16 protein-coding genes and 1 tRNA gene are annotated in these 23,129 nt (G+C 72.4%); 5 read left to right on the top strand and 12 right to left on the bottom strand.

Translation table 11 applies throughout. The features are described from left to right. Positions 1-10 precede the first annotated feature (10 nt). The 6 genes from ACFE7H_RS13555 to ACFE7H_RS13530 all read right to left on the bottom strand — a co-directional run bounded on the left by ACFE7H_RS13555 (position 11) and on the right by ACFE7H_RS13530 (position 6,650). Positions 11-289, bottom strand: coding sequence for a type II toxin-antitoxin system RelE/ParE family toxin (locus ACFE7H_RS13555; protein WP_375401767.1), 279 nt, complete (start codon positions 287-289; stop codon positions 11-13). A 633-nt stretch (positions 290-922) separates the two neighbouring features. Next, positions 923-1,279: a tyrosine-type recombinase/integrase gene (locus ACFE7H_RS13550; protein WP_375401766.1), complete on the bottom strand. Its 357-nt coding sequence runs from the start codon at positions 1,277-1,279 to the stop codon at positions 923-925. Between the two features lie 895 nt (positions 1,280-2,174). Then, positions 2,175-2,333: a hypothetical protein gene (locus ACFE7H_RS13545; protein ID WP_375401765.1), complete on the bottom strand. Its 159-nt coding sequence runs from the start codon at positions 2,331-2,333 to the stop codon at positions 2,175-2,177. A gap of 182 nt (positions 2,334-2,515) precedes the next feature. Then, positions 2,516-2,589: transfer RNA gene (locus ACFE7H_RS13540), tRNA-Met, on the bottom strand. Positions 2,590-2,627: 38 nt separating this feature from the next. Continuing rightward, the gene (locus ACFE7H_RS13535; RefSeq protein WP_375401764.1) at positions 2,628-5,528 is read right to left on the bottom strand and encodes a UPF0182 family protein; all 2,901 of its coding nucleotides are present in this window, start codon (positions 5,526-5,528) and stop codon (positions 2,628-2,630) included. A gap of 9 nt (positions 5,529-5,537) precedes the next feature. Continuing rightward, positions 5,538-6,650, bottom strand: a complete 1,113-nt coding sequence (locus tag ACFE7H_RS13530) for a PDZ domain-containing protein (protein WP_375401763.1) — start codon at positions 6,648-6,650, stop codon at positions 5,538-5,540. An 85-nt stretch (positions 6,651-6,735) separates the two neighbouring features. Here ACFE7H_RS13530 and ACFE7H_RS13525 point away from each other — a divergent pair, with 85 nt between their 5' ends. Beyond that, positions 6,736-8,064 carry a zinc-dependent metalloprotease gene (locus tag ACFE7H_RS13525; protein ID WP_375401762.1) on the top strand — a complete coding sequence of 443 codons (1,329 nt, stop codon included), beginning with the start codon at positions 6,736-6,738 and terminating at the stop codon, positions 8,062-8,064. Positions 8,065-9,007: 943 nt separating this feature from the next. Here ACFE7H_RS13525 and ACFE7H_RS13520 read toward each other — a convergent pair. Together ACFE7H_RS13520 and nudC are read right to left on the bottom strand one after the other, a co-directional pair. Then, on the bottom strand, positions 9,008-10,753 hold the full coding sequence (locus ACFE7H_RS13520) for an ATP-dependent helicase (protein WP_375401761.1): 1,746 nt from the start codon (positions 10,751-10,753) through the stop codon (positions 9,008-9,010). Positions 10,754-10,755: 2 nt separating this feature from the next. Then, positions 10,756-11,712: an NAD(+) diphosphatase gene (gene nudC / locus ACFE7H_RS13515; protein WP_375401760.1), complete on the bottom strand. Its 957-nt coding sequence runs from the start codon at positions 11,710-11,712 to the stop codon at positions 10,756-10,758. A gap of 101 nt (positions 11,713-11,813) precedes the next feature. Here nudC and ACFE7H_RS13510 point away from each other — a divergent pair, with 101 nt between their 5' ends. Next, positions 11,814-12,866 (top strand): phosphotransferase, encoded by a 1,053-nt coding sequence (locus ACFE7H_RS13510; protein ID WP_375401759.1) that lies wholly within the window; start codon positions 11,814-11,816, stop codon positions 12,864-12,866. Here the strand turns inward: ACFE7H_RS13510 and ACFE7H_RS13505 are convergent. Beyond that, positions 12,830-16,093 carry a UvrD-helicase domain-containing protein gene (locus ACFE7H_RS13505; protein ID WP_375401758.1) on the bottom strand — a complete coding sequence of 1,088 codons (3,264 nt, stop codon included), beginning with the start codon at positions 16,091-16,093 and terminating at the stop codon, positions 12,830-12,832. The two genes, ACFE7H_RS13510 and ACFE7H_RS13505, sit on opposite strands and share 37 nt — an antisense overlap. Next, positions 16,086-19,220, bottom strand: coding sequence for a PD-(D/E)XK nuclease family protein (locus ACFE7H_RS13500; RefSeq protein ID WP_375401757.1), 3,135 nt, complete (start codon positions 19,218-19,220; stop codon positions 16,086-16,088). The genes ACFE7H_RS13505 and ACFE7H_RS13500 overlap by 8 nt, the downstream gene beginning before the upstream one ends. A 158-nt stretch (positions 19,221-19,378) precedes the next feature. Here ACFE7H_RS13500 and ACFE7H_RS13495 point away from each other — a divergent pair, with 158 nt between their 5' ends. Together ACFE7H_RS13495 and ACFE7H_RS13490 are read left to right on the top strand one after the other, a co-directional pair. Beyond that, positions 19,379-19,603: a DUF3107 domain-containing protein gene (locus tag ACFE7H_RS13495; protein WP_375401756.1), complete on the top strand. Its 225-nt coding sequence runs from the start codon at positions 19,379-19,381 to the stop codon at positions 19,601-19,603. A gap of 35 nt (positions 19,604-19,638) precedes the next feature. Then, positions 19,639-19,938, top strand: coding sequence for a hypothetical protein (locus ACFE7H_RS13490; RefSeq protein ID WP_375401755.1), 300 nt, complete (start codon positions 19,639-19,641; stop codon positions 19,936-19,938). A gap of 40 nt (positions 19,939-19,978) precedes the next feature. Here the strand turns inward: ACFE7H_RS13490 and ACFE7H_RS13485 are convergent, their stop codons facing one another. Together ACFE7H_RS13485 and ACFE7H_RS13480 are read right to left on the bottom strand one after the other, a co-directional pair. Further along, positions 19,979-21,025, bottom strand: a complete 1,047-nt coding sequence (locus ACFE7H_RS13485) for an LLM class flavin-dependent oxidoreductase (RefSeq protein WP_375401754.1) — start codon at positions 21,023-21,025, stop codon at positions 19,979-19,981. A 135-nt stretch (positions 21,026-21,160) separates the two neighbouring features. Then, the gene (locus tag ACFE7H_RS13480; protein ID WP_375401753.1) at positions 21,161-21,889 is read right to left on the bottom strand and encodes a ferritin-like fold-containing protein; all 729 of its coding nucleotides are present in this window, start codon (positions 21,887-21,889) and stop codon (positions 21,161-21,163) included. 173 nt (positions 21,890-22,062) lie between these two features. Between ACFE7H_RS13480 and ACFE7H_RS13475 the strand changes: the two genes are divergently transcribed. Then, the coding region (locus ACFE7H_RS13475) for a DEAD/DEAH box helicase (RefSeq protein WP_375401768.1) at positions 22,063-23,129 on the top strand (1,067 nt) is incomplete at its 3' end.

Raw genomic sequence — 23,129 nt, 5'->3', positions numbered from 1 at the left:
AGCTCGTCCATCAGTGGTAGTCCTCGTAGTCCAGGACGTACGCGTTCCCATCACGGAACTCGAACGTCACCCTCCAGTTGCCATTCACCCAGATCGACCACCGGCCGACCTTCTCGCCCTTCAACGGGTGCAGCCGCCATCCCGGCAAGTTCACGTCGTCCACCGTCAGCGCCGTGTCTAACGCCGCCAGATGCATCCGGAGCCGCTTCGCGTGCATCGGCTGCACTCCCGCCGCGCTGCCCGACTCAAACAGCGTGCGCAAGCCCTTGTGTCGAAAGGACTTGATCACCGAGTGATTGTAGCGCGGTGCGCAACGCGCAACAAGAACGGAAGTGGAATCTCAGTCTGCGCAGATTGGCGGTTCGCCGTCCGCGCGAAAGGAGCCGCTGCACGCGTCGCCGGCCTTGGCCCGTCCCTAGTCCGGGAGACCACCGACGAGCGAGTGACCGCGCGCCGGCAAGAGCTCTAGCTGCACGCGACCGATCCAGCACACATCGCCGCCGAAGCAGGGGCCGATCTTCTTCGGGCCCCTACTGGTACTCGAGGCGGAGCTGTCGACCTCGGCCCACCGCAGGAAGTTCACGCACAAATACACGGCTGAAGCGCGAATACACGCACGGATACACACGCCAATACACATGCCGTTCGTACCCTGGTGCACATGATGAAGGCGCGGATCGCGGTGAAGCCGTCGAGCAGCGTGCTGCGGCCCGAGCCGACGGCGCGTGCGCCGCGCGAGCATGCGCCCACGGTCGGATCGACTTCCGGAGTCTGCGGTGGTGCCAAGTTGGCACCACCGCAGACCGAGGCGACGGCCGCGCGTCGAGGGGACTCCGACACCGCGTAATAGGACCCGACCGCGCGATTCGGCGCAGCCAGGGGTGCCGCCGAGTCGGCGGCACCGCAACGGCGGCCGGACCCGCTACTCGTCCGGCAGTGGCGGGAACGCCGCCTCGAGGATGTCCGCGGTCGTCGGGTTCACCATCTCGTTGCGGCGGATGTAGTGCTGCACCGTGATGCGAGGGTCGGCGTGGCCGAGTAGCTCGGCGGCAAGGTCGACGCCGGCGTGCGCGTGGACGGCCGTCGCGACGGTGCGGCGGAACATGTGCGGGCTGACGTCGTCGAGTCCCGCCCGGGCGAGCACGCGACGCAGCTGATCCCGCACGTTGTTCGGCGTCAGCGGCGTCCCGTTCCGACTGCTGAACAGCAGTGCGTCCGGAGATCGGTCCGTGCGCAGCGCCAGCCGTCGGCGGGCGGCCTCGGCCGCGAAGCTCGGCACGGCAACGGTACGGCGAGCGGTCTGCGTCTTCGGATGGTCCTGACGCTCCGGACGCGCGCCCGTTTGGCAGACGATCGTGCCGGCGAGGCGGATCGTGGGCGGGGCGACTGTGGCGTCGATCGCGACGACGGATCGCGAGGACCTCCCCGATCCGGGCGGACGTGCCGAGTATCACCTCCACGATTGCGCCGAGCTGCCCGTCGGGGCTCGGACCGGAGCCTCCGCTACCCCGCTCCCAGGCGCGGATCGCCAGTCGGATCGCGGTCACCTCCGTCGCGGTCAGCGCGGTCGGGTCCGCCCGAGGATGGGTGATGCGGCCGATCGAGTCCATCGGGTTGCGGACCAGCACCTCGTGCCTCACCGCGAGGCCGAACGCCTGGCGGAGCACGTTGCGGGCGTGCTTGGCGCGGCTGTAGCTGGCCTGCCGCTGCTGCTTGATGAACCGGTCGCAGCGAGCGACACCGATCTCGCGCAGCGTGAGGTGCTCGAACTCGGGCAGCACGAGGTGGGTCATGTTCCAGCGGTACAGCCGCCTCGTGCCGGGTGCGAGGTCCGGGTTGCCCTCCATGTCGGCCAGCCAGTAGTCGGCGAGGTCCTTGAAGGTGCTGTCCGCGGTCGGGTCGGAGTTGCCGGGGCGGTACTCGGCGCGAGCGGCGAGCTTCTCTTTCAGCGCCCGCTCGGCGGCGCGACGGGTGCGGCCGGAGGCCTGCACGAGCCGGGTGACGCCGTCCCAGTCGCGGAAACGGGCTCGCGCGGTGACGGTGCCGGAGTCGGCGGTCGAGCACGCGACTTCGCCGGCGGTGCCGATCGGCAGGCGTGGCCTCACCATCGGGTCACCGCCCGCCGGGATCGCGCCGCTGCTCCAGCCACGCCTGGACATCCGGCACGGCGAACATCAGCCGCTTCCCGATCCGGTACGCCGGCGGCCGAGGCGACGGGCCCGCCAGTCGTAGACGGTCGCCACCGGCACGCCGAGGGAGGCGGCGAGCGTCTCGACGTCGATGAGCTGCTGCAGACCGGCGATCGTCACCGGCGAGGTCGGGAAAGAGTCCATGCCGACCAGGTGCGCAAGCCGGCGCAGAACCCGGCGGCGACCCGATGCATCCGATCAGAAGACCAGGCCCAGAGCGGTCGAGAGGGGGATTGCGATCAGTTTTCGATGACCACAAAGTGCATCAAACAGAGAAGGCCGGAAACCCGAGGGCTTCCGGCCTTCATGCTCTGGTGAGCTTTGAGTTGCGGGGACAGGATTTGAACCTGCGACCTCTGGGTTATGAGCCCAGCGAGCTACCGAACTGCTCCACCCCGCGATGCGTCGAAGAGACTACCACGGGAGCGGGGGCCGGGTTCAGCCCGCGGCGTTCTCCGCGTCCTGCAGCGCCGTCTGCAGGCGCTTGTCCGCCTGAGCGGCGGCGACCAGGTCGTTCTTCGCGTACGCCGCCTGCCGGTCGGCGAGGGCGTCCTTCGCATCCGCCAACGCCTGCGTGAGCGCGGCGCTCGGTGCGCCGGTCGATGGAGACGTGGTCTTCCCGGTCGAGGGTGGTGTGGTTGCGACAGGACTGTCGCCGGTCGCCGCGCCGGAGTTACCGTTGAAGAGGGAGTTCAACGCCTCGTCGAGCGTGTCCTCGAACGCGATCTTGTCGCCGAAGGCGACCAGGACCTTGCGCAGCAGCAGGTACTGCGTGCTGCCGTTCGACCGGACGTACAACGGCTCCACGTACAGCAGGCCGCCGCCGACCGGCAGCGTCAGCAGGTTGCCCGGCACCACCTGCGCGTCGCCACCGCTCAGCAGCCGCTTCGCGCTTGCCACCGTGGTGTCGGTGTTGAAGTCGTTCTGCACCTGGCCGGGTCCTGACACGGACGAGCCCTTCGGCAGCGTCAGGAGCCGGAGGTTGCCGTAGTCCTGGGCCTTCACACCCTTCGTCGAGCCGGCGTCCGCATCCACCGCCAGATACCCCGTCAGATTGTTCCGGGCGTTCGTGACGGTCTGATTCGGGATGTACGACGTGAACAGCGAGAATGCGGGCTTGGACTGGCCCGGCATCTGCATTGTCAAGTAGTAAGGCGGCTGCAGGCCGGCGGTAGTCCCCTTCGTGGGATCGGGCGGCGTGCTCCACGTGTCGTCCTGCAGGAACCACGATGACGGATCGGTCACGTGATAGCGGGCCAGGATGCTGCGTTGCACCCGGAACAGGTCCTCCGGGTACCGCACGTGGCTCATCAGCTGGGCCGACATGTCGGAGAGCGGGCGCAGCGTGGTCGGAAAGGTGCGCTGCCAAGCCTGCAACACCGGGTCTGTGTCATCCCAGGCGTACAGCGTGACCTTGCCCGAGTACGCGTCGACCGTCGCCTTCACCGAGTTGCGGATGTAATTGACGTCGTTGCCGGCGTACGCCGGGTTCTCCTGGGCCGCGGCGACGCTCGTGTCCGCAGCCAGGTCCTGCTCGTCGGAGTACGGGTAGCTGGACGAGGTCGTGTAGCCGTCCACGATCCAGACGAGGCGACCCTGCACGATAGAGGGGTAGGGATCCTTGTCGAGCGTCAGGTACGGAGCGACCTTCTGCACCCGGTCGGCCGGGTCTCGGTCGTACAGGATCTGCGACTTCGCGTTCACGGCATTGGACAGCAGGATCTGATCCGACTGGAACTTCAGGGCATAGATCAAGCGATTGAACGTCGATCCGACGCTCGGGCCACCCTCGCCCGCGCCATCGGCGTTGAAGGTCGTCGCCGTCGTACCGCTCTCGGCCGACTTCGCGTTGACCGGGTAGTCGAGCTCCAGGGGCTTGGTACCGGGAGGAGCGCCGACCACCGAATAGGTGGGTGACTGCTCGCCGAAGTAGATGCGGGGCTGGAAGGTGCCGAGCTTGCCCGATTGCGGGATGTTCGACTCCACGAAAACCGGAGCGCCGTTACTCGCCCGCTGATTGCCGTACGCGGCGACCAAGCCGTACCCGTGGGTGTAGACGAAGGCGTCGCCGAACGCGGTCCGGCTGGCCCCGAGGCCGCCCAGATTCACCTCGCGAGTGGCGACGACCGTGTCCTGACTCTTGCCGTCGATCTGGTAGCGGTCCACGTCGAGCGAACCGGACTTGAACGCGTAGTACTGCTTGAACTGCTGGAACTGGCTGAAGGTCGGCTCGATGATGTTCGGGTCGATGATGCGAATGCTCTCGGTGGTGTCGGCATCCGTCTTCAGCTGCCCGGGTTGGGTAGTCGTCTTCGCGTTGTACGTCGTCGGTACGACCTTCGCAAGGCCGTACGCGTCGCGTGTTCCCGCGATCGCACGCGAGAAGAACGGCTTCTCGAACGTCTGCACGCTGGGGTTCACCTGCAGGTTCTGCACGATCCAGGGGTAGATCGAGCCGATGATCACGCTGGCGACGATCAGCAGCGCGGTGCCGATCAGCGGCAGGCGCCAGCGGCCGATCAGAGCGGTGACGACGAAGAGGGCCGCGACCAGCAGCGTGATCGCCGCCAGGATCAACCGGCTGGGGATGACGGCGTGGACATCCGCGTATCCGGCGCCGATGAAGCGGTCGCCGCTGCTGGGCTCGACCAGGGTGAGGAACTGGTCGAGGAACAGGCTGCACGCCTGCACGACCAGGAAGACCGCGAACGTCACCGCGATCTGCACCCGGGCGGCCCGGGAGACGCGCACCTCGCGGCCGGCGACGCGGATCGCGCCGTACAGGTACGACGTGGCGACCGCCGCGAGGATCGAGATGACGAGCACGGCGGAGATGTAGCCGGCGAGCCCGTGCAGCACCGGCAGCTGGAACAGGTAGAAGCCGGTGTTCAGATGGAACTGGGGATCGGTCTGCCGGGTGGCGCCGCCGTGCAGGAAGAGCAGCACCGGCTGCCAGCGCGTCGCGGCCGAGACCGCGGCGAACAGGCCGATGACCGCCGGGATGCCCAGCATCACGATGCGGCGCAGCGGCTCGATCACCTGCTGATAGCGGTCCAGCTGCGCCGTGAGCTTGGCGTAGACGGGCCGCAGCCGGTAGGCGAGCTGGATGCTGACGTAGACCGGCACGGCCATGCCGATGAAGCCGATCACGAACAGTGAGGCGATCGTCAGCCACTCGGTGGTGAGCACCGGCAGGTAGCCGAGCTGCCGGTACCAGAGCACGTCGGCGTAGAGGCCGGCGAAGATGAAGAAGGCGATGAGGAGGACCACCACGATCGCCGCCGTGATGGCGAGTGTCGCCCGCGTACGTCGTGCCGGCGCTGCTGTGGGCGCTGTCACGTGTGCAGCCTAACCGCCGGTGCAGACGGTGTTGCGGCGCTGGGCAGACCCTGCCGCAACCGCCTTCAGGTCGGCCAAGGACTCCCCCAGCGTGCGCACTGCGTACACGGTGAGCCCGGCGGGGATGTGCCCGACCAGCTCGGCGCAGTTCGCCCGCGGCGCCAGGAACACGGTGGCCCCTGCCGCACGGGCGGCGGCCATCTTCTGCACGATGCCGCCGATCGCGCCGACCGCGCCGTCCGCGCAGATCGTGCCGGTACCTGCCACGTGCCTGCCGCCGGTAAGGGAGCCGGGAGTCAGCTTGTCGATGATGCCGAGCGCGAACATCTGGCCGGCGCTCGGGCCGCCGATGTCCGTCAGGCGCAACCGCACGGTGAACGGGAAGGTGTACGCGCCCGTGGTGCCGATGCCGATCAAGGGTCGGAGCTGACCGCCGGCGGTCACGGTGCGCGGCGCGACCGACACCGTTTTTTCCCTGCCGGCACGCACGACGGTGAACCGCATCGCAGTGCCCGCGCCGTTCGTCGCGACGGCGTCCTGCAGGCTGCACGGGTCGAGTAGCGGTATGCCGTTCACGGCATGGACCACGTCACCCACCCGCAGCAGGCCGCTGGCCGCCGAGCCGGGCTCCACCTGACCGATGCGCACGGTGCCGCTGACCGGTAGTCGCAGCGCCGACAACGCGGCAGCCGTCGCGGCCTGCTGCGACTGCTGCATCTCGGCATCGCCCTGCTGCTTCACCTGCGCGCCGCTGACCGAGACCGGGTACACCTCCTCCACCGGCACCACGGCACGGGTCGGGTCGAACCAGTCCCGTGCCAGGGAGAGCCACGGCGGCTCGCCGCCCGGGGCGCCGACCACCGACACCGTCAGCGCGTCGAGCCGTCCGGTCGTCGGATAGGTGCGGTGCCCGTCGATGCGGATCACCGGAACGGCCGATCCGACCGGCGCGCCGATGGTGTTGAAGACGGGCCCAGGCTGCTCCACGACGTAGGGCGCGGGCAGCACGGCGGCCACCAGGACCGCGATGAGCGCGAGCAGAGTCAGCACAGCCGGTGCCCGCCGAGCGGCCAGATGGCGCGGGGGCGAATCGCCGGCTGCGGCGTCGCTCGTTCGGCTCACGCGGCGTCCTTCCGCAGCTCACAGGGGCGGCTCAGGTCGGTCGACCGGGCCCCACCCCCGACCAGCCGCGGGCTAGCGTACGGGTATGCCAGACGAGCCGGACGACCGGGTCCCGGAGGAGCTGCGCGAGCTGCTGCGCCGCATGATGGCCGGCGAGACCGGTGTCGACACCGGCGAGATCGCCAAGGCCATGGGGTTGCCGGGCGGCGCCGCGGGCCTCGACACCCTGATGTCGCAGCTGCGCGGAGCGGCCCAGCGCGCCGACGGCACGGTCGACTGGTCCGTCGCCACGGACAATGCGATCGCCGCAGCGGGCGCGGCCTCCACCACCCCGTCGGACGAGGACCGCTCCCGCAGCGAGCGCGCCTTCACCCTGGCGGGACTGTGGGTGGACGAGTGGAGCGCCTTCGGAGCGCTCACCGAGACGCCGCAGGCCATCACCCGCACACGCTGGATCCGCGCCACGATGCCGTTCTGGACCGAACTCGCCCAGCCGGTCGCGTTCAGCATCGCCGACGCCCTGGCCGAAGTCTTCGCGAAGCAGGCCCCGCCGGAGCTGCTGAGCGCGCTCGGCGAGGGCTCCGCGATGCTCCGCACCGTCTGCGGCACCATCTTCGCCGCGCAGCTCGGCTCGATCGTGGGCCAGCTGGCGACGGAAGTCGTCTCCGGCGGCGACGTCGGCATTCCGCTGCTGCCGGAGCAGCAGGCGGCGCTGCTGCCGCAGAACCTCGCCGCGTTCGCCGAGGGCCTGGAGGTCGACGACGACCAGGTCGCCCTCTACCTGGCCGTCCGCGAGCTGGCCCACGCGCGGCTCTTCCGGCACGCCCGCTGGCTGCGCCTGGGACTCACGAGTGCGGTCGGCGACTTCGCGGGCGACCTCGGCATCGACATGGACGTGGTGCAGCAATTCGCCGCGGAGTTCGACCCGAGCGATCCGGAGGCACTGCGCGAGGCACTCTCCTCCGGCGCGCTGATCCCGCCGAAGAGCGAGGCGCAGCTCGCCGCCCTCACCCGGCTGGAGACGACGCTCGCGCTGGTGGAGGGCTGGGTCGATGTGGTGACCGCCGACGCGACGACCCGCCTGCCGCGCGCCTCCGCGATCGCCGAGACCGTGCGGCGCCGGCGGGCGACCGGCGGCCCGGCGGAGCAGGCCTTCGCCAGCCTGGTCGGCCTGGAGCTGCGGCCGCGACGGCTGCGCGAGGCCGCGGCGCTCTGGCGGGCGGTGACCGACGCCGTCGGCATCGAGGCGCGCGACGCGGTGTGGTCGCATCCGGACCTGCTGCCGACACCCGCCGACATCGACGACCCCGCGGCGTTCATCGCCCGGCTGCGCGGCGAGCGCCCCGACGACGACGTGGACAAGGCGCTGGAAGACCTGCTGCGCGACGAGGAGTCGGGCGACCCGCCGGTCTGAGCTGTGATCCGGGCGCCCGGCCCTGCCTGAACGCCGAGGAATTCAGGAGACTTCGAGCAACGAAGGCGAAATCCGGCCGGATCCGACTGCAGCTCTCGAATCGTCCTGAATTCCTCGCCGCGCAGGCAGCGGCCCTGTGGACAGAGTGCGACGGGCGGCTGGCGGGGCGGGCACCATGCCCGCGTGCTGACCCTCGATCCCGCCGCTCCTCTGCTCTGGCGCAGCCCCACCAGCCTGCAACTGGGCGTCGCTCCGGTGCTCGCCGTCCTGCCCCAGGTGAGCGGAGTGGCGGAGTCGGTGCTGGCCGCGCTGCGCACCGGCGCGAGTCGGGCGGAGCTCGACCTGCTCGGACCATCGGAGGCCGTCGGCGCGCTGCTGGAGCGCCTGCGACCCGCCCTGATGACGGTCCGCGACGACCGACCAGCACCGGTGCGGCCCACTCGGCCGCGTCCCGCCCCGGTCGACGTCGAGGGGCCCGACGACCTGGTGCGGTCGATCGGCGGCGGCCTGCGCCTGCTCGGCCACCTGGACCGCCGGACGGCGGCGGCCGGCGACTCCGGCGACTCCGGCGTCCCCGGCGTGGTCGGCGTGGTCGTCCTTGCCGCGCACCACGTGCTGAGCCCGCACCGGGCCGCGCGGTGGATGGCGCGGGACGTGCCCCACCTGCCGGTGATCGTGCTGGACCAGGCGGCCGTGGTCGGCCCACTGGTCGTGCCGGGCAGCACGGCGTGCCTCCGCTGCGTGGACGAGCACCGGCTGGACGACGATCAGGCCTGGGCGGCGATCGGAGCGCAGCTGCTGCGTCGCCGGCCGGCCGCGCTCGCCGGCGATCCGCGTCTGCTCGCCGAGGTGATCGCACTGCTCGGCCGGGCGCTGAGCGGGGATCCGACCGCAGGTCCGCTCGCCGGTGTGGAGGTGCGGATCGACGGTCGCACGGGCGCCGTCAGCCGGCGCGCACGACCCTGGCACGAGCGGTGCCTGTGCCGGTCGCTGGCGCTGCCGGCCGCAGCTCGGCCAGGAACCGGGAGGGAGCACGCTGCCCACGATGCGGATCCGCTGCCGCGTAGGAGAGCCGCAGCCGCTGCTGCGCCCGCGTGATGCCCACGTAGAGCAGGCGCCGCTCCTCATCCACCTGCTCGTCGGTCGTGGCGTAGCCGATCGGGAGCAGGCCCTCGGCGAGGCCCGCCAGGAACACGACCGGCCACTCCAGGCCCTTCGCGGCGTGCAGGGTGGCCAGGGTGACCGCGCGGACGGCCGGCTCGTGCTGCGCCTCGGCCCGCTCGGCGAGGTCGGCGACGAACGCCCGCAGCGTGGTGCCGGCCGGCGCCTGCTCGGCCAGGGCGGCCAGGGCGTCGAGCAGCTCCCAGCGGGTGCGCTGCTCGCCCGGACCCGGCGGCGGAGTGTGGGTGTGCCCCACCTCGCGCAGCACGTCGCTGACCGTCGCGAACAGGGGTTCGTCGGACACCGCGACACTCGCGCCCCGCAGCAGCATGATGGCCTGCCGCACCGCGGGCTGCTCGAAGAACCGGCGGGAGCCGCGGGTGGTGACCGGCAGGCCGGCGTCGGCGAACGCCGCCTCCAGCGCCGCGGCCTGGCTGTTCACCCGGTACAGCACCGCGATCCCGTCCGCCCGCGTGCCCGCATCAATCGCGGCGCGCACCTCGGCGGCGATGCCCCGCGCCTCCTCCGCCTCCGTCGCGTAGCGCTTGACGGTGACCGGCGCCTCGCGCGCCTCGGTGCGCGCAGCGGCCGGCCGCAGGACGATCGCGCCGCGACGACCGGCCATCAGCGCGTTCGCGGCGCTGAGCACGTGCGGGACCGACCGGTAGTTGCGCTCCAGACGCAGCACCTGCGCACCCGGGTGGTGGTCGGCGAAGCGCAGCAGGTAGTCCGGGCTGGCACCCGCGAACGAGTAGATCGTCTGGCTGGCGTCGCCGACCACACAGAGATCGTCGCGGCGGCCGAGCCAGGCGTCGAGCAGCTGCTGCTGCACCGGCGAGACGTCCTGGTACTCATCGACGGTGAGGAAGCGGTACTGCTCGCGCACCTCGGCGGCGACCGCCGGCTCCGACTCGATCATGCCGGCCGTCGCCAGCAGCACGTCCTCGAAGTCGATCGCGCGCCGCTCCTCCTTCAGCGTCTCGTACAGCTCCTGCAGGGCGAGCACCCGGTCGGGGTCGAGCCGCCCGGGTGCGGGCCGGTCGAGGGCGGCGTACTGCTGCAGCGTGAGGGCGCTCGACTTGCGGTATTCGATCTCGGCGGCCACGTCGCGCAGCACCGGCTGATCGAGCGTCAGGTGCAGCACCTCCGCCGCCTGCGCCACCAGACGCGCCTTGCTCTCCAGCAGTTGCGGCACCTGGCCGCTGAGCAGCTGGGGCCAGAAGTGGTTCAGTTGCGCGAGCGCCGCGGCGTGGAAGGTGCGCGTCGAGACGCCTTCGATCCCGTCCACCGCCATCCCCCGCAGGCGCGCACGCAACTCACCGGCGGCGCGGGTGGTGAAGGTGAGCGCCAGCACCCGCTTCGGCGGATACACCCCGGTCGCGACGCCGTAGGCGATGCGATGCGCGATCGTGCGCGTCTTGCCGGTGCCGGCGCCGGCAAGCACGCAGACCGGTCCATGCAGGGCGGTCGCCGCGGCCCGCTGCTGGTCGTCCAGTTGCGCCAGCAGGTCCGCGGCCGCCGATGCCACGGCTACCAGTCGCCTTCCAGGCGACCGCCGTACCAGTGCTCGATGATCGCCCGGGCGATGGAGGTGTGGCCCGGCAGATGCAGGCCGCCGTCGATCGCGGCCACCAGCTCGTCGCGCGAGAACCAGCGCACCTCGCGGATCTCGCCGCCGTCCGCCACCGGCGTCGGCTGCCCGGGGGCCGCTTCGGCCAGGAAGCCGATCATGATCGAGGCGGGGAACGGCCAGGGCTGGGAGCCGAGGTACGTCGTCCCGGTGACGAGCACGCCGGACTCCTCGGCGACCTCGCGCTCGACGGCGGCCTCGAACGACTCGCCCGGCTCGACGAAACCGGCGAGCACCGAGAAACGGTCCTCGGGCCACGCCACGTTCGAGGCGAGCAGGATGCGGTCGTGCTCGTCGACGACGCCGACGATGACGGCAGGATCCGTGCGCGGGAACACGTGCTCGCCGCTGGCCTCGTCGTCGAAGCCCTCGGGATGCCGCACCCACCCGGCTCGGCCGACGACGGTCGGCGCCCCGGTGCGGGGCGAGAAGGAATGCGCTGCGTGCCAGTTCGCGAGCGCGAGGGCTTGGGTGAACAGGCCCGCATCGCGGTCGTTCAGCTGCGCACCGGTGAAGCGCAGATCGGCCCAGCGATCGTCGCCGGCGGCGAGGGCCGCGCCGGCCTGCTCGTCCAGTTGTACCGCGACGACGGGGATGCCGGCGGGGCCGTCGACGGAGGATTCGCGCGTGCGGCCCAGGTAGAAGCGGGGCGCATCCACCGGCACGTCGGCGGGCCGCAGCAGCTGCAGCACCGGCGGCTGGGTGTCCGCGTGCACCAGGGCGCGACGGCCCCGCAGGAGCAGGATGCGCGTGGCGGAGTCGAGCCACAGTGACTCCAGCAGGTCGGGTCGCTCGCGGCCGAGGCCGTCTCGGTCGACCGCCGAACGCGAGAGCGGCAGGCGATCCTGGAAGGACACGGCGGCTCCTGTCGTCGACGGGGACGAAAACGGCGACACGCCCCCTGCGGAGGCCCGGCCGAGGTGGGGGTCGGGGGGTGACCACGACCTAGCCTGGAGCGATGCCCCGGCCCTATCTCACTTTAGCCGCGCTCGCGACGGCCGCCCTGCCGGGGCTCGACGTCGCCCGCGCGCAGCCGTTCACCGGCGGCGGCGAGGGCGAGTTCGACAGCGCGCTGATCACCGGCCGTGACGGCGCCCACCTGGTCGTGCGGGTACCCGCGACGCCCGCGGCGGCGCACGCGCAGGACGCCGAGACGCGCGCGCTTGCCGCTCTGACAGCGGGCGTGCGGGCACGGCTGCCGTTCGCGGTGACGACTGTGCGCGGTATCGGCGTGACGGGCGGACGCGGCTCCGGGCCTCTCAGCCAGGTGCGCGACTACCTGCCGGGCCATCGGGTGCGCCCCGACGCCGTGCTGGCGGGCGGGCCGCTGGCCGCGTCCCTCGGTGCGGCCATCGCCGCCGTGCATGCCCTGCCCCCCGGGATCGTGGCGGAGGCGGGGTTGCCGCGCACCACCAGCGCCGAGGCGCTCGGGGCGGCCGCGGACCTGGTGGAGCGTGCCGCGGTCTGCGATCGGGTGCCGCCGCCCGTGCTCGCCCGCTGGCGGGCCGCGGTCGGCGACACCGCGAACTGGCAGTACCGGCCGGTGGTCATCCACGGCGCCCTGACCATCGATCGGCTGCTGTCGGCTCCCCGCGGCGCTCCCGACGAGCGGGTGACGGGCGTACTCGGCTGGGAGGCGATGAGCCTCGGCGATCCGGCGCGCGACCTGGCGTGGACGCTCGCCCTACCAGGCGAAGCGGCGGCGGGCAGCGTATTCGCCGCCTACAGCCGGGCGCGAGGCGGCTCCGTGGACCGTGAACTGCGGCAGCGGGCGATGCTATACGCGGAGCTGGAGATCGGCCGGTGGCTGCTGCACGGCCTGGAACGCGGGCTCGCCGAGGTCGTGCGCGACGCCGAGACGATGCTCGCCACCCTGCTCGACTCCGTGCGGCAGGACACCGCCGGTTCCCTGCTGCACGAGACGATCCCGGTGCTGTCGGTGGAGCAGGTGCAGCGGATGCTGGACGACCGGCGTCAGTCCGCGGCACGCTCCCACGCGGCGACCGACTGAGCCCATAGCGCCCGCAGTTCCGCCTCGGACGACAGCCGGTCCGGCCGCACGACCCGGTCGTGGGCGACGTAGTAGAAGACCGCGTCGATCCGCTCGGGGTCGAGCCCCGTCGAGCGGGCGTACGCCAGACGGTAGAGGGCGAGCTGCAGCTGTTTGCGACGGAGGTCGGCCGCATCTGTGGGCTGCGCGCCGGTCTTCCAGTCCACGATCTCGAAGCGACCATTCCGCCGGTAGACCGCATCGATCTTGCAGACGACGATGTGGCCCTCGAACGGCAGCTGGATCTCGCGCTCCACCTCGATGGGTTGCAGCGACCCCCACTCCGAAGCCGCGAAGGTGGCCTGCAGCGACTCGAGCTGTGCATCGGAGACATCGGGCCCGGACGCCGCGGATCCGAATGCGACGGAGCCGGTACCGTCCAGGTCGTCGTCGCGCTCGGCGGCGTCGGCGTCGAGCAGCTCCGGAGCGCCGGTGGTGCCGACGCGGTGCTCGACCCACTCGTGGAAACGCGTACCGAGTCTCGTCGCGCGGTAGGGGCGGGCCGGCATCGGCCGGCGCAGCGCGCTCTCGACGCCGGCCGGGTCGTCGATGTACTGCTGGAATCGCGACGCGGGTACCCGGTCAGGCACCGCCAGGCGGGTACCGCCGGCCAGCTGCTCGGCCCGTTCGGCGAGCAACGGCTCCACGAGGCTCGCCCAGTCGCCGAGGTCGGCCGGGGCGGCCGCACCGACCGCGGCGGCAGCGGCCTCGACCGCGGGACGCCGGCCACCGAGCGGATCGCGGGGCCAGCGGAACGACAGTGGTTCGGCGTCGTCCGGCCGGATGAGGGAACTCGGCTCGGCGGGCGGTGCGGGGAGCACGCCGGCTTCGGCCAGGTCGGTGAGGAACGGACTCGGCCCGCGCCAGTCCCGCTGCCCGGCCCAGAACGAGCCGGTCAGCAGCAGGCGGTGGCGGGCGCGCGTGACCGCGACGTAGGCCAGGCGCCGCTCCTCGGCCAGCAGGCGCGCGGCCACTTCGGCCTTGAACACGCCGAGCGCCTGCTTGAGCGCCGCGCGGTCCGCGAAGGAGGTCCAGGGGAACACGGGCAGTTCGGCGGCGTCGCCGCGGAACTCGTAGGGCAGGGCGCCGTGCGTCAGCCAGCCGAAGGTGCCGCTGCGCGGCTTGGCGGGCGCCTCGTCGCGCACCAGCCGCGGCACGGCCACCACATCCCACTCCAGTCCCTTGGCGCCGTGCACGGTCAGCACCTGCACGGTGCCGGGTTCGGGCGGCTCGCTGCGCGGCGCCAGGTCTTCGCGGTGCTCGGCCAAGGTGAGCCAACCGAGGAAGCCGCCGAGCGTCGCCCCCTCGGCGACCGCCAGGTACCCGGTGAGCGCCTCGTCGAACGCCTGCAGCGCTGTGAGCCCGCCGGTGCGCGTCTCGTTGGCGGCGACCTCGATGTCGAGCCGCAGGGTTTCGCCGACCAGGCGGATGAAGTCGGGCAGGTCGCCCCCGGCCTGAGCGCGCAGCGCGGCGAACATCGCTCCCGCCCGCTTGAGCCGGCCGAGCCCGGTCTCGCTGAACCCGTCGAACAGGCCGGGCCGATCGGCGCGAGCGACGAAATCGAGGGCCTCGACGAGGGAGGCCGTCTCGCCTTCAGCAAGCGACCGACCGAACGCGGCCTGCACCGGATCGTCCAGCCGCTGTTCGGCGAAGTCCCGCTGCTCCAGGTAGCGAGCGATTCGGTGCAGGGCGGTCAGATCTGCCGGCCCGATGCGCCAGGCGCCGCCGGCGAGCAGCCGCACCAGTTCGGCGCCCGCGCCGCCGTCATGGATGACGCGCAGGGCGCTGACCAGGTCGGCGACCTCGGGCTCGTGCAACAGGCCGCCGACCCCGAGCACGTGGTACGGCACGCCGTGGCGACGGAACGCGGCGAGGAACGCGGGCAGCGTCTGGCGGGCACGCATCAGCAGGGCCGCACTGGGTGTGGTCGTGCCCTCGTCGAGCCGATCGCGGAACCACACGGCGAGTGCGTCCGCCTCCTGCTGCAGGGTTTCGGCGATCACCGACTCCACCGGGAACCCGCTGGCGGACGGTGCGGGCAGCAGCCGCTCGACCGCGACGCGGCTGCCGACGGTCAGGGGCGCGGCCAGGGCGTTCGCGGCGTCGAGGATGCGGGTGCCGTTGCGCCAACTGGTCGTCAGCGAGAAGCGGCCGACCGGCCCGCCGACTCCGAAGTCGTGCTCGAACCCGTCCAGGTTCGCCGCGGACGCGCCTCGCCAGCCGTAGATCGACTGGTGCGGATCGCCGACGGCCATCACGGGCGTGCCGGCGAAGAGCCGGGCGAGCAGGCGGGTCTGCACGACGGAGGTGTCCTGGTACTCGTCGAGCAGCACCACGCGGTGCCGCTCGCGCAGCAGGCGGATCGTCTGGGGCGACGCGTCCAGGATGCGCAGGGCCAGCGACACCTGATCGGCGTACTGCACGGCGCCCGCGGCCAGTTTGCGGCGCCGGAACTCCTGGACCAGCCCGGTCAGCAGGGGCAGCGTCGCCGCGGGGCGGAACACGGCGTCGAACTCGGCCTGGTATCGGGAACGGCCGTGCGGCAGCGCCTGCAGGGTGCGGCCGTAGCGCTCCGCCATCGCCCGCACCAGGTCGGGGTCGGCGTCGTGCTCACCGAGCGCGCCGGCCAGGTCGAGCAGGTACTGGGTGATGGTGTCGACCGAGACGTCCAGGTCACCGAGCGCTGCGTCGCTGGATTCGAGTACCACGCGGCGCGCGAGCTGCCAGGCGGAGGCGTCCCCCAGCACCAGGCCGCTGCCCTCGTGGCCGATCAGGACGGCGTGGTCACGGTACAGCCCGTTCGCGAACGCGTTGTAGGTGGCGACCGCGGGCGGGTCGAACGGGTCGTAGCCGGGCGCCAGCCCCACCCGGTGCAGCTCGGTGACGTAGCGGCGCACCCGCTCGGCGAGCTCGGCGGCGGCCTTGCGGGTGAAGGTCAGGCCCAGCACCTGGTGGGCCTGGACCTGCGAGTTGGCGAGCAGCCACAGCACGCGCAGCGCCATCGTCTCGGTCTTGCCGCTGCCCGCGCCGGCCACGACCAGGGCGGGGCCGAGGGGTGCCTGGATCACCGCCCGCTGCTCGTCGGTGGGCCGATGGAGGCCGAGGCGCGCGGCGATCTCGTCGGCGGTGATGTGGTGATCGGCGGCGTGCGTCGCGGGCCTCGTAGCGGTGGTGACGGGACTAGTCACTGCACACCTCCGGGATGCGCGCGAGCGCGGGTCGCCAGCCCGGCCGGCCGGGCCGCTCCTCGATCTCGAGCGGCCCGCCGAACACCGCGCCGCCCATGCCCTCAGCCGCCGCCTGCAGGCGGGTGAGCAGCGCGTCGGTCGCCGTGTCGTCCAGGGGCTGCTGCTCGATCAGCTTGAACGCCTTGGCCGAATCCAGCCGCACGTAGAGCAGGCGGGCGCCGGTCAGGGTCGCGCCCGGGTCGACGCCGTCGATGGCGCCCTGCCGCACCGCCAACTGGTAGGTGCCGAGCTGGGCGTGTTCGGCCGCATCCTGTTGCTTCACGTGCCCGGAGGGCTTGCCGGTCTTCAGGTCGACGACGCCGACCGCTCCGCCCGGTTCGCGCTCGATCCGGTCGATGATGCCGGCGACCAGGGCGCGGCCAGCCGCGAATTCGAACCTGGCCTCGCCGCCGATCAGCGTCGCTCCGGCTCGATCGCGGTCCGCCAGGTAGGCGGCGATGCCGCGCACCATGCGCTCGGCGATGCGGCGCTCGCGGGCGCCGACCCAGTCGGCCTCGAAGTCCAGCTCGCGCCAACGGCCCTCGAGCGCGGCCAGCAGCATGGCCTCGTCCGGAACGCTGGCCGTCTCGAGCACCCAGTGCAGCATCGTGCCGAGCGCGCCGGCGAGCATCGGCTCGCTGCCGGCGACGCGGTCGACGAACCAGTCGACACCGGAGGTCTCGAAGGATTCGACGCTCGACGGCGAGACGCCGACCGGCTGGTCCGGGGGCGTGATCGGCGCGGTCGTCGACGGGTCCAACAGCCCGTGCCAGTCGTCGGGATGGGCGCCCGGCACGCCCGCCTGCGCCAGCCGCGCGAGTGCTGCCGCGGCCGCCGGCTGCTCGGAGACGAGACCGTCGACGAGTGCCCGCCGAAGCTGCGCCACCAGCGGGCGCAGGCTGACCGGAGCGGGCGGCGGCGCGGGTTCGGCACCCGCGAGGCGGCCGAGCGCGTGCAGCACCCCCGGTGCCTGCTCGTCGTCGCCGACGGCGGCGAGGACCAGGTGGCGTCGGGTCCGCGAGATGGCGAGCGCGAACAGCCGCAACTCGTCCGAGAGCGCCGCAGCGCGCTCATCGACGGGGCCGGGCGAGTCGGCCGGGCGGGCGTCGTCCCTACCCGGGGGCGCCGACTGCAGTAGGCGGACGAGGTCGGTGGAGCCGAGCAACGATCCGCGCTGCCGCAGGTTGGGCCACACCCCCTGCTGCAACCCCGCCACGACGACGGTGTCGAACTGCAGGCCGGCCACGCCGACCGGGGTGGTGACGAGCACGCTGTCACGGGCGGCGCGCGGGGCGAGGGTGTCGTCCGGCACCTGGGCGCCCAGCAGCCCGGCGACGAAGGGAGCGGCGGGGTCGCCGGGTGCGCGCTCGGCGGCACGGGCGGCGGCGGCGAACAGCGCGACGACGCCGTCCAGATCACGGTTCGCCTCTGCTGCACCCGCCCCGGCGGACAGCGCGCGGGTGCGCCACGACGCGGCGACGCCGCTGCCCTGCCAGACACGCCACAGCAGTTCCTCCGCACTGGCCCCGTCCCGGTCGCCCTGTCTCACCGCGTGCAGCAGTTCGGCCAGGCGGGCAGCGCGGCGGGCGAACGGGGCGTCGATGGTCGCGAGGCGTCCCGGCGCGGACAGGGCTTCGACCAGCAGCTCGCCGGCGGACCGCGTGCCGTCCCCGGCCAGCTCCTCGGCGCGAAGGGCGAGCCGCAGGCGGCGGAGCGACAGCCGGTCGAGGCCGATCAGCGGGCCGGTCAGCAGGTCGACGGCGGACTCGGGCGTCAGCGGCATGAGGCCCAGCGCGACGGCGAGCACGTCGAGCAGGGCCCGCGCCGCCCGGTCGGATCGCAGGGGCACCGCCGCGGTCGCGGTGACCGTCGGCACGCCGGCGGCCTCGAGCGCCCGCGCGAGCGGCTCGGCGAGTGCGCCGGAGCGCACCACGACCGCCTGGTCGGCGAAGGGGACGCCGTCACGCAGGTGCCGGCCGCGCAGCACCTGTGCGATCGACAGCGCCTGCTCGGCAGTGCTCGGTGCCGTGATGGTGAGGATCGGTGTATCGGCATCGGGTGGACCGGCGTCCGACGGATGGGCGACCGAGACGGACACGGCCGCCCGCTGGTCGCCGGCGAGCGCCGTGCCGATCCGGGCGGTGGTCGCCGTGAGCAGCGCGCGGACGGCGGGCGGGGTGCGATACGCGATATCGAGTACCAGGCGGGCGGGCGATGCGATGCCGAGGCGCGGGCCGAAGCGGCCGAGCAGGTCGGGCTCGCCGCCGCGGAAGGTGTCGACGGCCACGTCCGGATCGCCGAACCCAACGATCGTGACCCCGCGGTCCGCCAACGCCGCCAGCAGCGTGACCGTGGCCTCGGTGGCGTCCTGCAGATCGTCCACCAGCACGAGCCGCAGCTGCTCGACGGTGTGGCCGGCGGTGCCGCGCTGCACGCCGGCGGTGGCGAGCGCCAGCAGCTCGGCGGGGTCGAAGGCGTCGGGCCGGGTGGCCGCCAGCACATCCAGGTACTGGTCGAGGAACCGCGCGGCGGCGACCCACTGCGGTCGCGAATGCCGACGCCCCAGTTCGCCGAGCCGGTGTGGATCCACGCCCCGCTCGGTCGCCCGCGCGAGCAGGTCGCGCAACTCGGTGCGGAAGGCGGTCGTGCGCCGCACCTCCGGACTCAGGCGCTCCGGCCAGCCCACGGTGTCGTCGGTGAGCAACTGGGCGATCAGCGCGTCCTGCTCGCCGCCGGTCAGCAGCACCGGCAGCGGCCGCTGCTCCAGCACCGCGGAGCGACGGGCGATGTCGAAGGCGAGCGAGGCGGTGGTGCGCGCGAGCGGCCCGGTGGCAGGACGGTCGATTCGCGTCAGCAGTCGGTCGCGCAGCCGGCCGGCCTGAGCGCGGCGGGGCGCGAGCGCGAGCACGCCGTCCACCGGCAGTCCGCCGGCGACCCGGTGCGCCGCCAACTCGACGAGCGTGGTCGTCTTGCCGGTGCCCGGCGCACCCAGCACCACGGCGCTGCGCCGTGCCGGCAGGTCGAGCACGGCCTGCTGCGTCGCGTCGAGCGCGACGCCGAGGGGCGGCCGCGGGCGGGAATCGGACATGGCGGTCACGCTAAGCACGGGGTCCGACAGCGCTTCCGACAGTGCTGCCGACACTGGGCGCGAGGGGTGCCGGGACGGCGTTATCGTGGAGAAATCCTCCTGGCGTCGCCGGCGGAGCAGTCTGCACAGTCAGAGCACGACCAGGAAGGGGGCCCGTCATGGAGGTCCGAATCGGCATCCTCAACAGCCCCCGCGAGCTCGCCTTCGAAAGCAGCCAGACTCCCGCCGACGTGCAGCAGGCGGTCGCCGATGCGATCGAGAAGGGCGCGAGCCACCTGGCGCTCACCGACGGCGACGGCCGCCTCTACGTCGTCCCGACCACGGCACTCGCGTACGTCGAGATCGGCAGCGAGCGCGCCCGCCGCGTCGGTTTCGTCGCCTGAACCCGGGCACCGGCCTTCCGAAGCAGAGCCCGCTCATGGAGTTGCTCTTCATCGTCCTGATCGGCATCGTCCTGGGCCTGATCGCCCGGGCCGTGCTGCCGGGCCGCGCGCAGACCGGAGTCGCTCTGCTGCCGGCGCTCGGCGGCGCATCGGCCGCCGTGGTGTGGGTCGCGCTCACGTGGGCGCGCCTCAAGTGGGATCAGCCGCTGATCTGGACGCTCACCCTGGTCGCAGCAGCGCTCACGGTCGCGGGCGCCGGACTGCTGCTGGCACGCTCCCGCACCACCGCCGACGAGCGCACCTTCGAGCGAGTCGCCCGAACCGGCACGCGCTGAACCCGCGGGGCCGTCAGGCCCCAGTTCGAGCAGCGACCACCTACGCGGGGACCGGCGCCTGCGCCTCGGCCAGCAGTTCGCGCACCCGTGGCGCCACCGCAGACGCGTACAGCCCGATGCTGCGCATCATCGCCGCGTGCGGCAGCGTGCCGGTGCTGTACTTCAGGTCGAAGCGCTGCACGCCGAGCGCCTGCACGGCCGCGGCGATTCGGCGGGCGACCGTCTCGGGCGACCCGACGTACAGAGAGCCGCCGTCCGCCTCGTTCTCGAAGTCCGACCGGGTGCGCGGCGGCCAGCCGCGCTCGCGGCCGATGCGATCCCACATCACCTGGTAGTTCTGCCACAGCTCCTCGCGGGCGTGCTCGTCGGTGTCGGCGATGTGACCGGGCGAGTGGATGCCCACGGGCAGGGCCGGCAGTTCCAGCTGGGTCAGGGCGCGGTGGTACAGGTCGACGTAGGGGGCGAAGCGGCGCGGGTCGCCGCCGATGATGGCGAGCATCATGGGCAGGCCGTACCGCGCAGCACGGACGACCGACTCCGGGCTGCCGCCCACGCCGATCCAGGTGCGGATGCCGCCTCCGGCCGTCTTCGGATACACCTGCTGACCCTCGAGCGGCGCGCGCACGGTACCCGACCAGGTGACCGGACCCTCCGTCAGCAGGTGGCTGAACAGGTCGAGCTTCTCGGTGAACAGCGTCTCGTACTGAGACAGCTCGTAGCCGAAGAGCGGGAACGACTCGGTGAACGACCCCCGCCCCAGCGTGATCTCGGCGCGGCCGTTCGAAATGGCGTCGACGGTCGCGAAGCGCTGAAACACCCGCACGGGGTCGTCGGAACTGAGCACCGTCACCGCGGAGCCGAGCCGGATGTGCTCGGTGCGGGCGGCCGCTGCGGCCAGCACGACCTCCGGCGCGGTCACGGCGAAGTCGTCGCGGTGATGCTCGCCCACGTTGAAGGCGTCGAGGCCCAGCGAGTCGGCCAGCACGGCCTCGTCGATCACGTCGCGGATGACCTCGGCCTGCGAACTGCGCGTGCCGTCCGCCCGGTTGGTCACGTCCCCGAAGGTGTCCAGTCCGAACTCGACCATGACGGCCCCTTCCATGCTGCTGTGCAGCGTCTGGTCTGCACTCTGTGACTTGCACTGTGTGGTGAGCGGAGTCTCTGCCGCGCGTAGTCGGGTCAACGTGCCGGAGGAGACCGGCATTCCAGACCCGTCAGGCCGTCAGGCCGTCAGGCCCAGCTCGTCCATGCGCCGGGTGTGGGCGGAGATCAGCTCGGTGAGCACCGGCTCGATTCGCCGCTCGTCGGTCGCGGCGGGCGCGCCGTCGGCGGTGCGGGTGAGCGCGAGCGCGCTGCGGGCCACGAGCAGAGTGTCGCCCACCACCCTCCGCCCCCAGAGCGCGAGCCGCGACCGCAGCCGGGGGTCGCTCGCGACCGCGGCGCCGAGCAGCGCGGACATCGCGCCGTGCCCGATGTCGCGCTCCAGGATCTCGCGGATGCGGCGCCCCTCCTCCCCCGGCAGGCCGCCGGCCAGCAGCGCGAAGAAGCCGTCGAGCAGCCCGCTCGTCAGGTGCAGCGTCAGCACGGATTCGTGCCAGTCGGAGTCGGCCAGTCGGCGGCGATACCGCTCAGTGTCGGATGCGTAGGGAGCCATCACCGTGGCGGAGTCGAGGCCGCGGTGCCGTGCCAGGTCGACCAGCCCGGTGTGCTTGGTCAGGATGGCGGCCGCGACGCCGGTGAGCATCTCGCGGTCCGCCAGATCGGAGGCACGGCCTGCGATGCCCGACGCCGTCTCGAACAGCGCCAACTGCAGGTAGGCCGTCTGCCCGAGCAGCGCCTCCGGGTCGGGCCGCAGATCCGTCAGGCTGACCCGGTCGACGCGTGGCGCGCGGCGCGGCTGCCGGCCGGGTCGGTGGACCCCCCGGCTCCGTCGCCAGAGAAGCCGGACCACCGGCTCAGCATATTGGCAGCCCGTACACTGTTCGCTGACGGTCCCGCCGAGGAGTGGGACCGGCGCCGGTCGGTCGATACTTCTCCGGCGCTCGCCGGCGCTCGGAGCGCCGCGGTTCTCGCCACCGCGCAGAGCGCCCGCACACACGGGCCAGCGCCCATCCCGACAGGTAGATCTTGACCTTCACAGACCTCGGCGTCGACGCCGACATCGTCACCGCACTCGCCGATCGAGGCATTCTGGAGCCCTTCCCCATCCAGACCCAGACCATTCCGCTGGCGCTCGCGGGCCAGGACATCATCGGGCAGGCCAAGACCGGCACCGGCAAGACCTTCGGATTCGGGCTGCCCATCGTGCAGCGCCTCGGCCTGGATCCGGCGCCCGGCGTGCATGTGCTGGTCGTCGTACCCACCCGCGAGCTGTGCGTGCAGGTCGCGGAAGACCTGGAGATCGCGGTGAGCAACCGCCCGACGACCGTCGCCGCCATCTATGGTGGCAAGGCCTACGAGGGTCAGGTGGAGCAGCTGAAGGCGGGTGCCCAGATCGTGGTCGGCACGCCCGGCCGCCTGCTCGACCTGGCCGGCCAGCGCCTGCTCAGCTTCGCGGGTGTGCAGGAGATGGTGCTGGACGAGGCCGACAAGATGCTCGACCTGGGCTTCCTGCCCGACATCGAGAAGCTCTTCGCGCAGACCCCTCCGGGCCGGCACACCATGCTCTTCTCCGCCACGATGCCGGGCCCGATCGTCGCGCTCGCCCGTCGCTTCATGAACCGTCCGGTGCACATCCGCGCGACGGATCCCGACGAGGGGCAGATCCAGGCCAACATCAAGCACGTCGTCTACCGCGCCCACTCCCTGGACAAGGACGAGGTGATCGCGCGCATCCTGCAGGCGCAGGGGCGCGGCAAGACCGTGGTCTTCACCCGAACCAAGCGGGCCGCCGCCAAGCTGGTGGAGGAGTTGAGCGACCGCGGCTTCAACGCCGCCGCGGTGCACGGCGACCTCAGCCAGGAGCAGCGCGAGCGGGCGATGTCCGCCTTCAAGGCGGGCAAGCGCGATGTGCTGATCGCCACCGACGTGGCCGCCCGCGGCATCGATGTGGACGACGTGACGCACGTCATCAACCACACGATCCCCGAGGACGCGGACGCCTACCTGCACCGCGTCGGCCGCACCGGCCGCGCCGGCAAGACCGGCATCGCGGTGACCTTCGTCGACTGGGACGACCTGCACAAGTGGGC

The sequence above is a fragment of the uncultured Amnibacterium sp. genome, assembly GCF_964250715.1.
Lineage (GTDB): Bacteria > Actinomycetota > Actinomycetes > Actinomycetales > Microbacteriaceae > Amnibacterium.
This window is presented reverse-complemented; position numbering and strand designations above follow the sequence as displayed.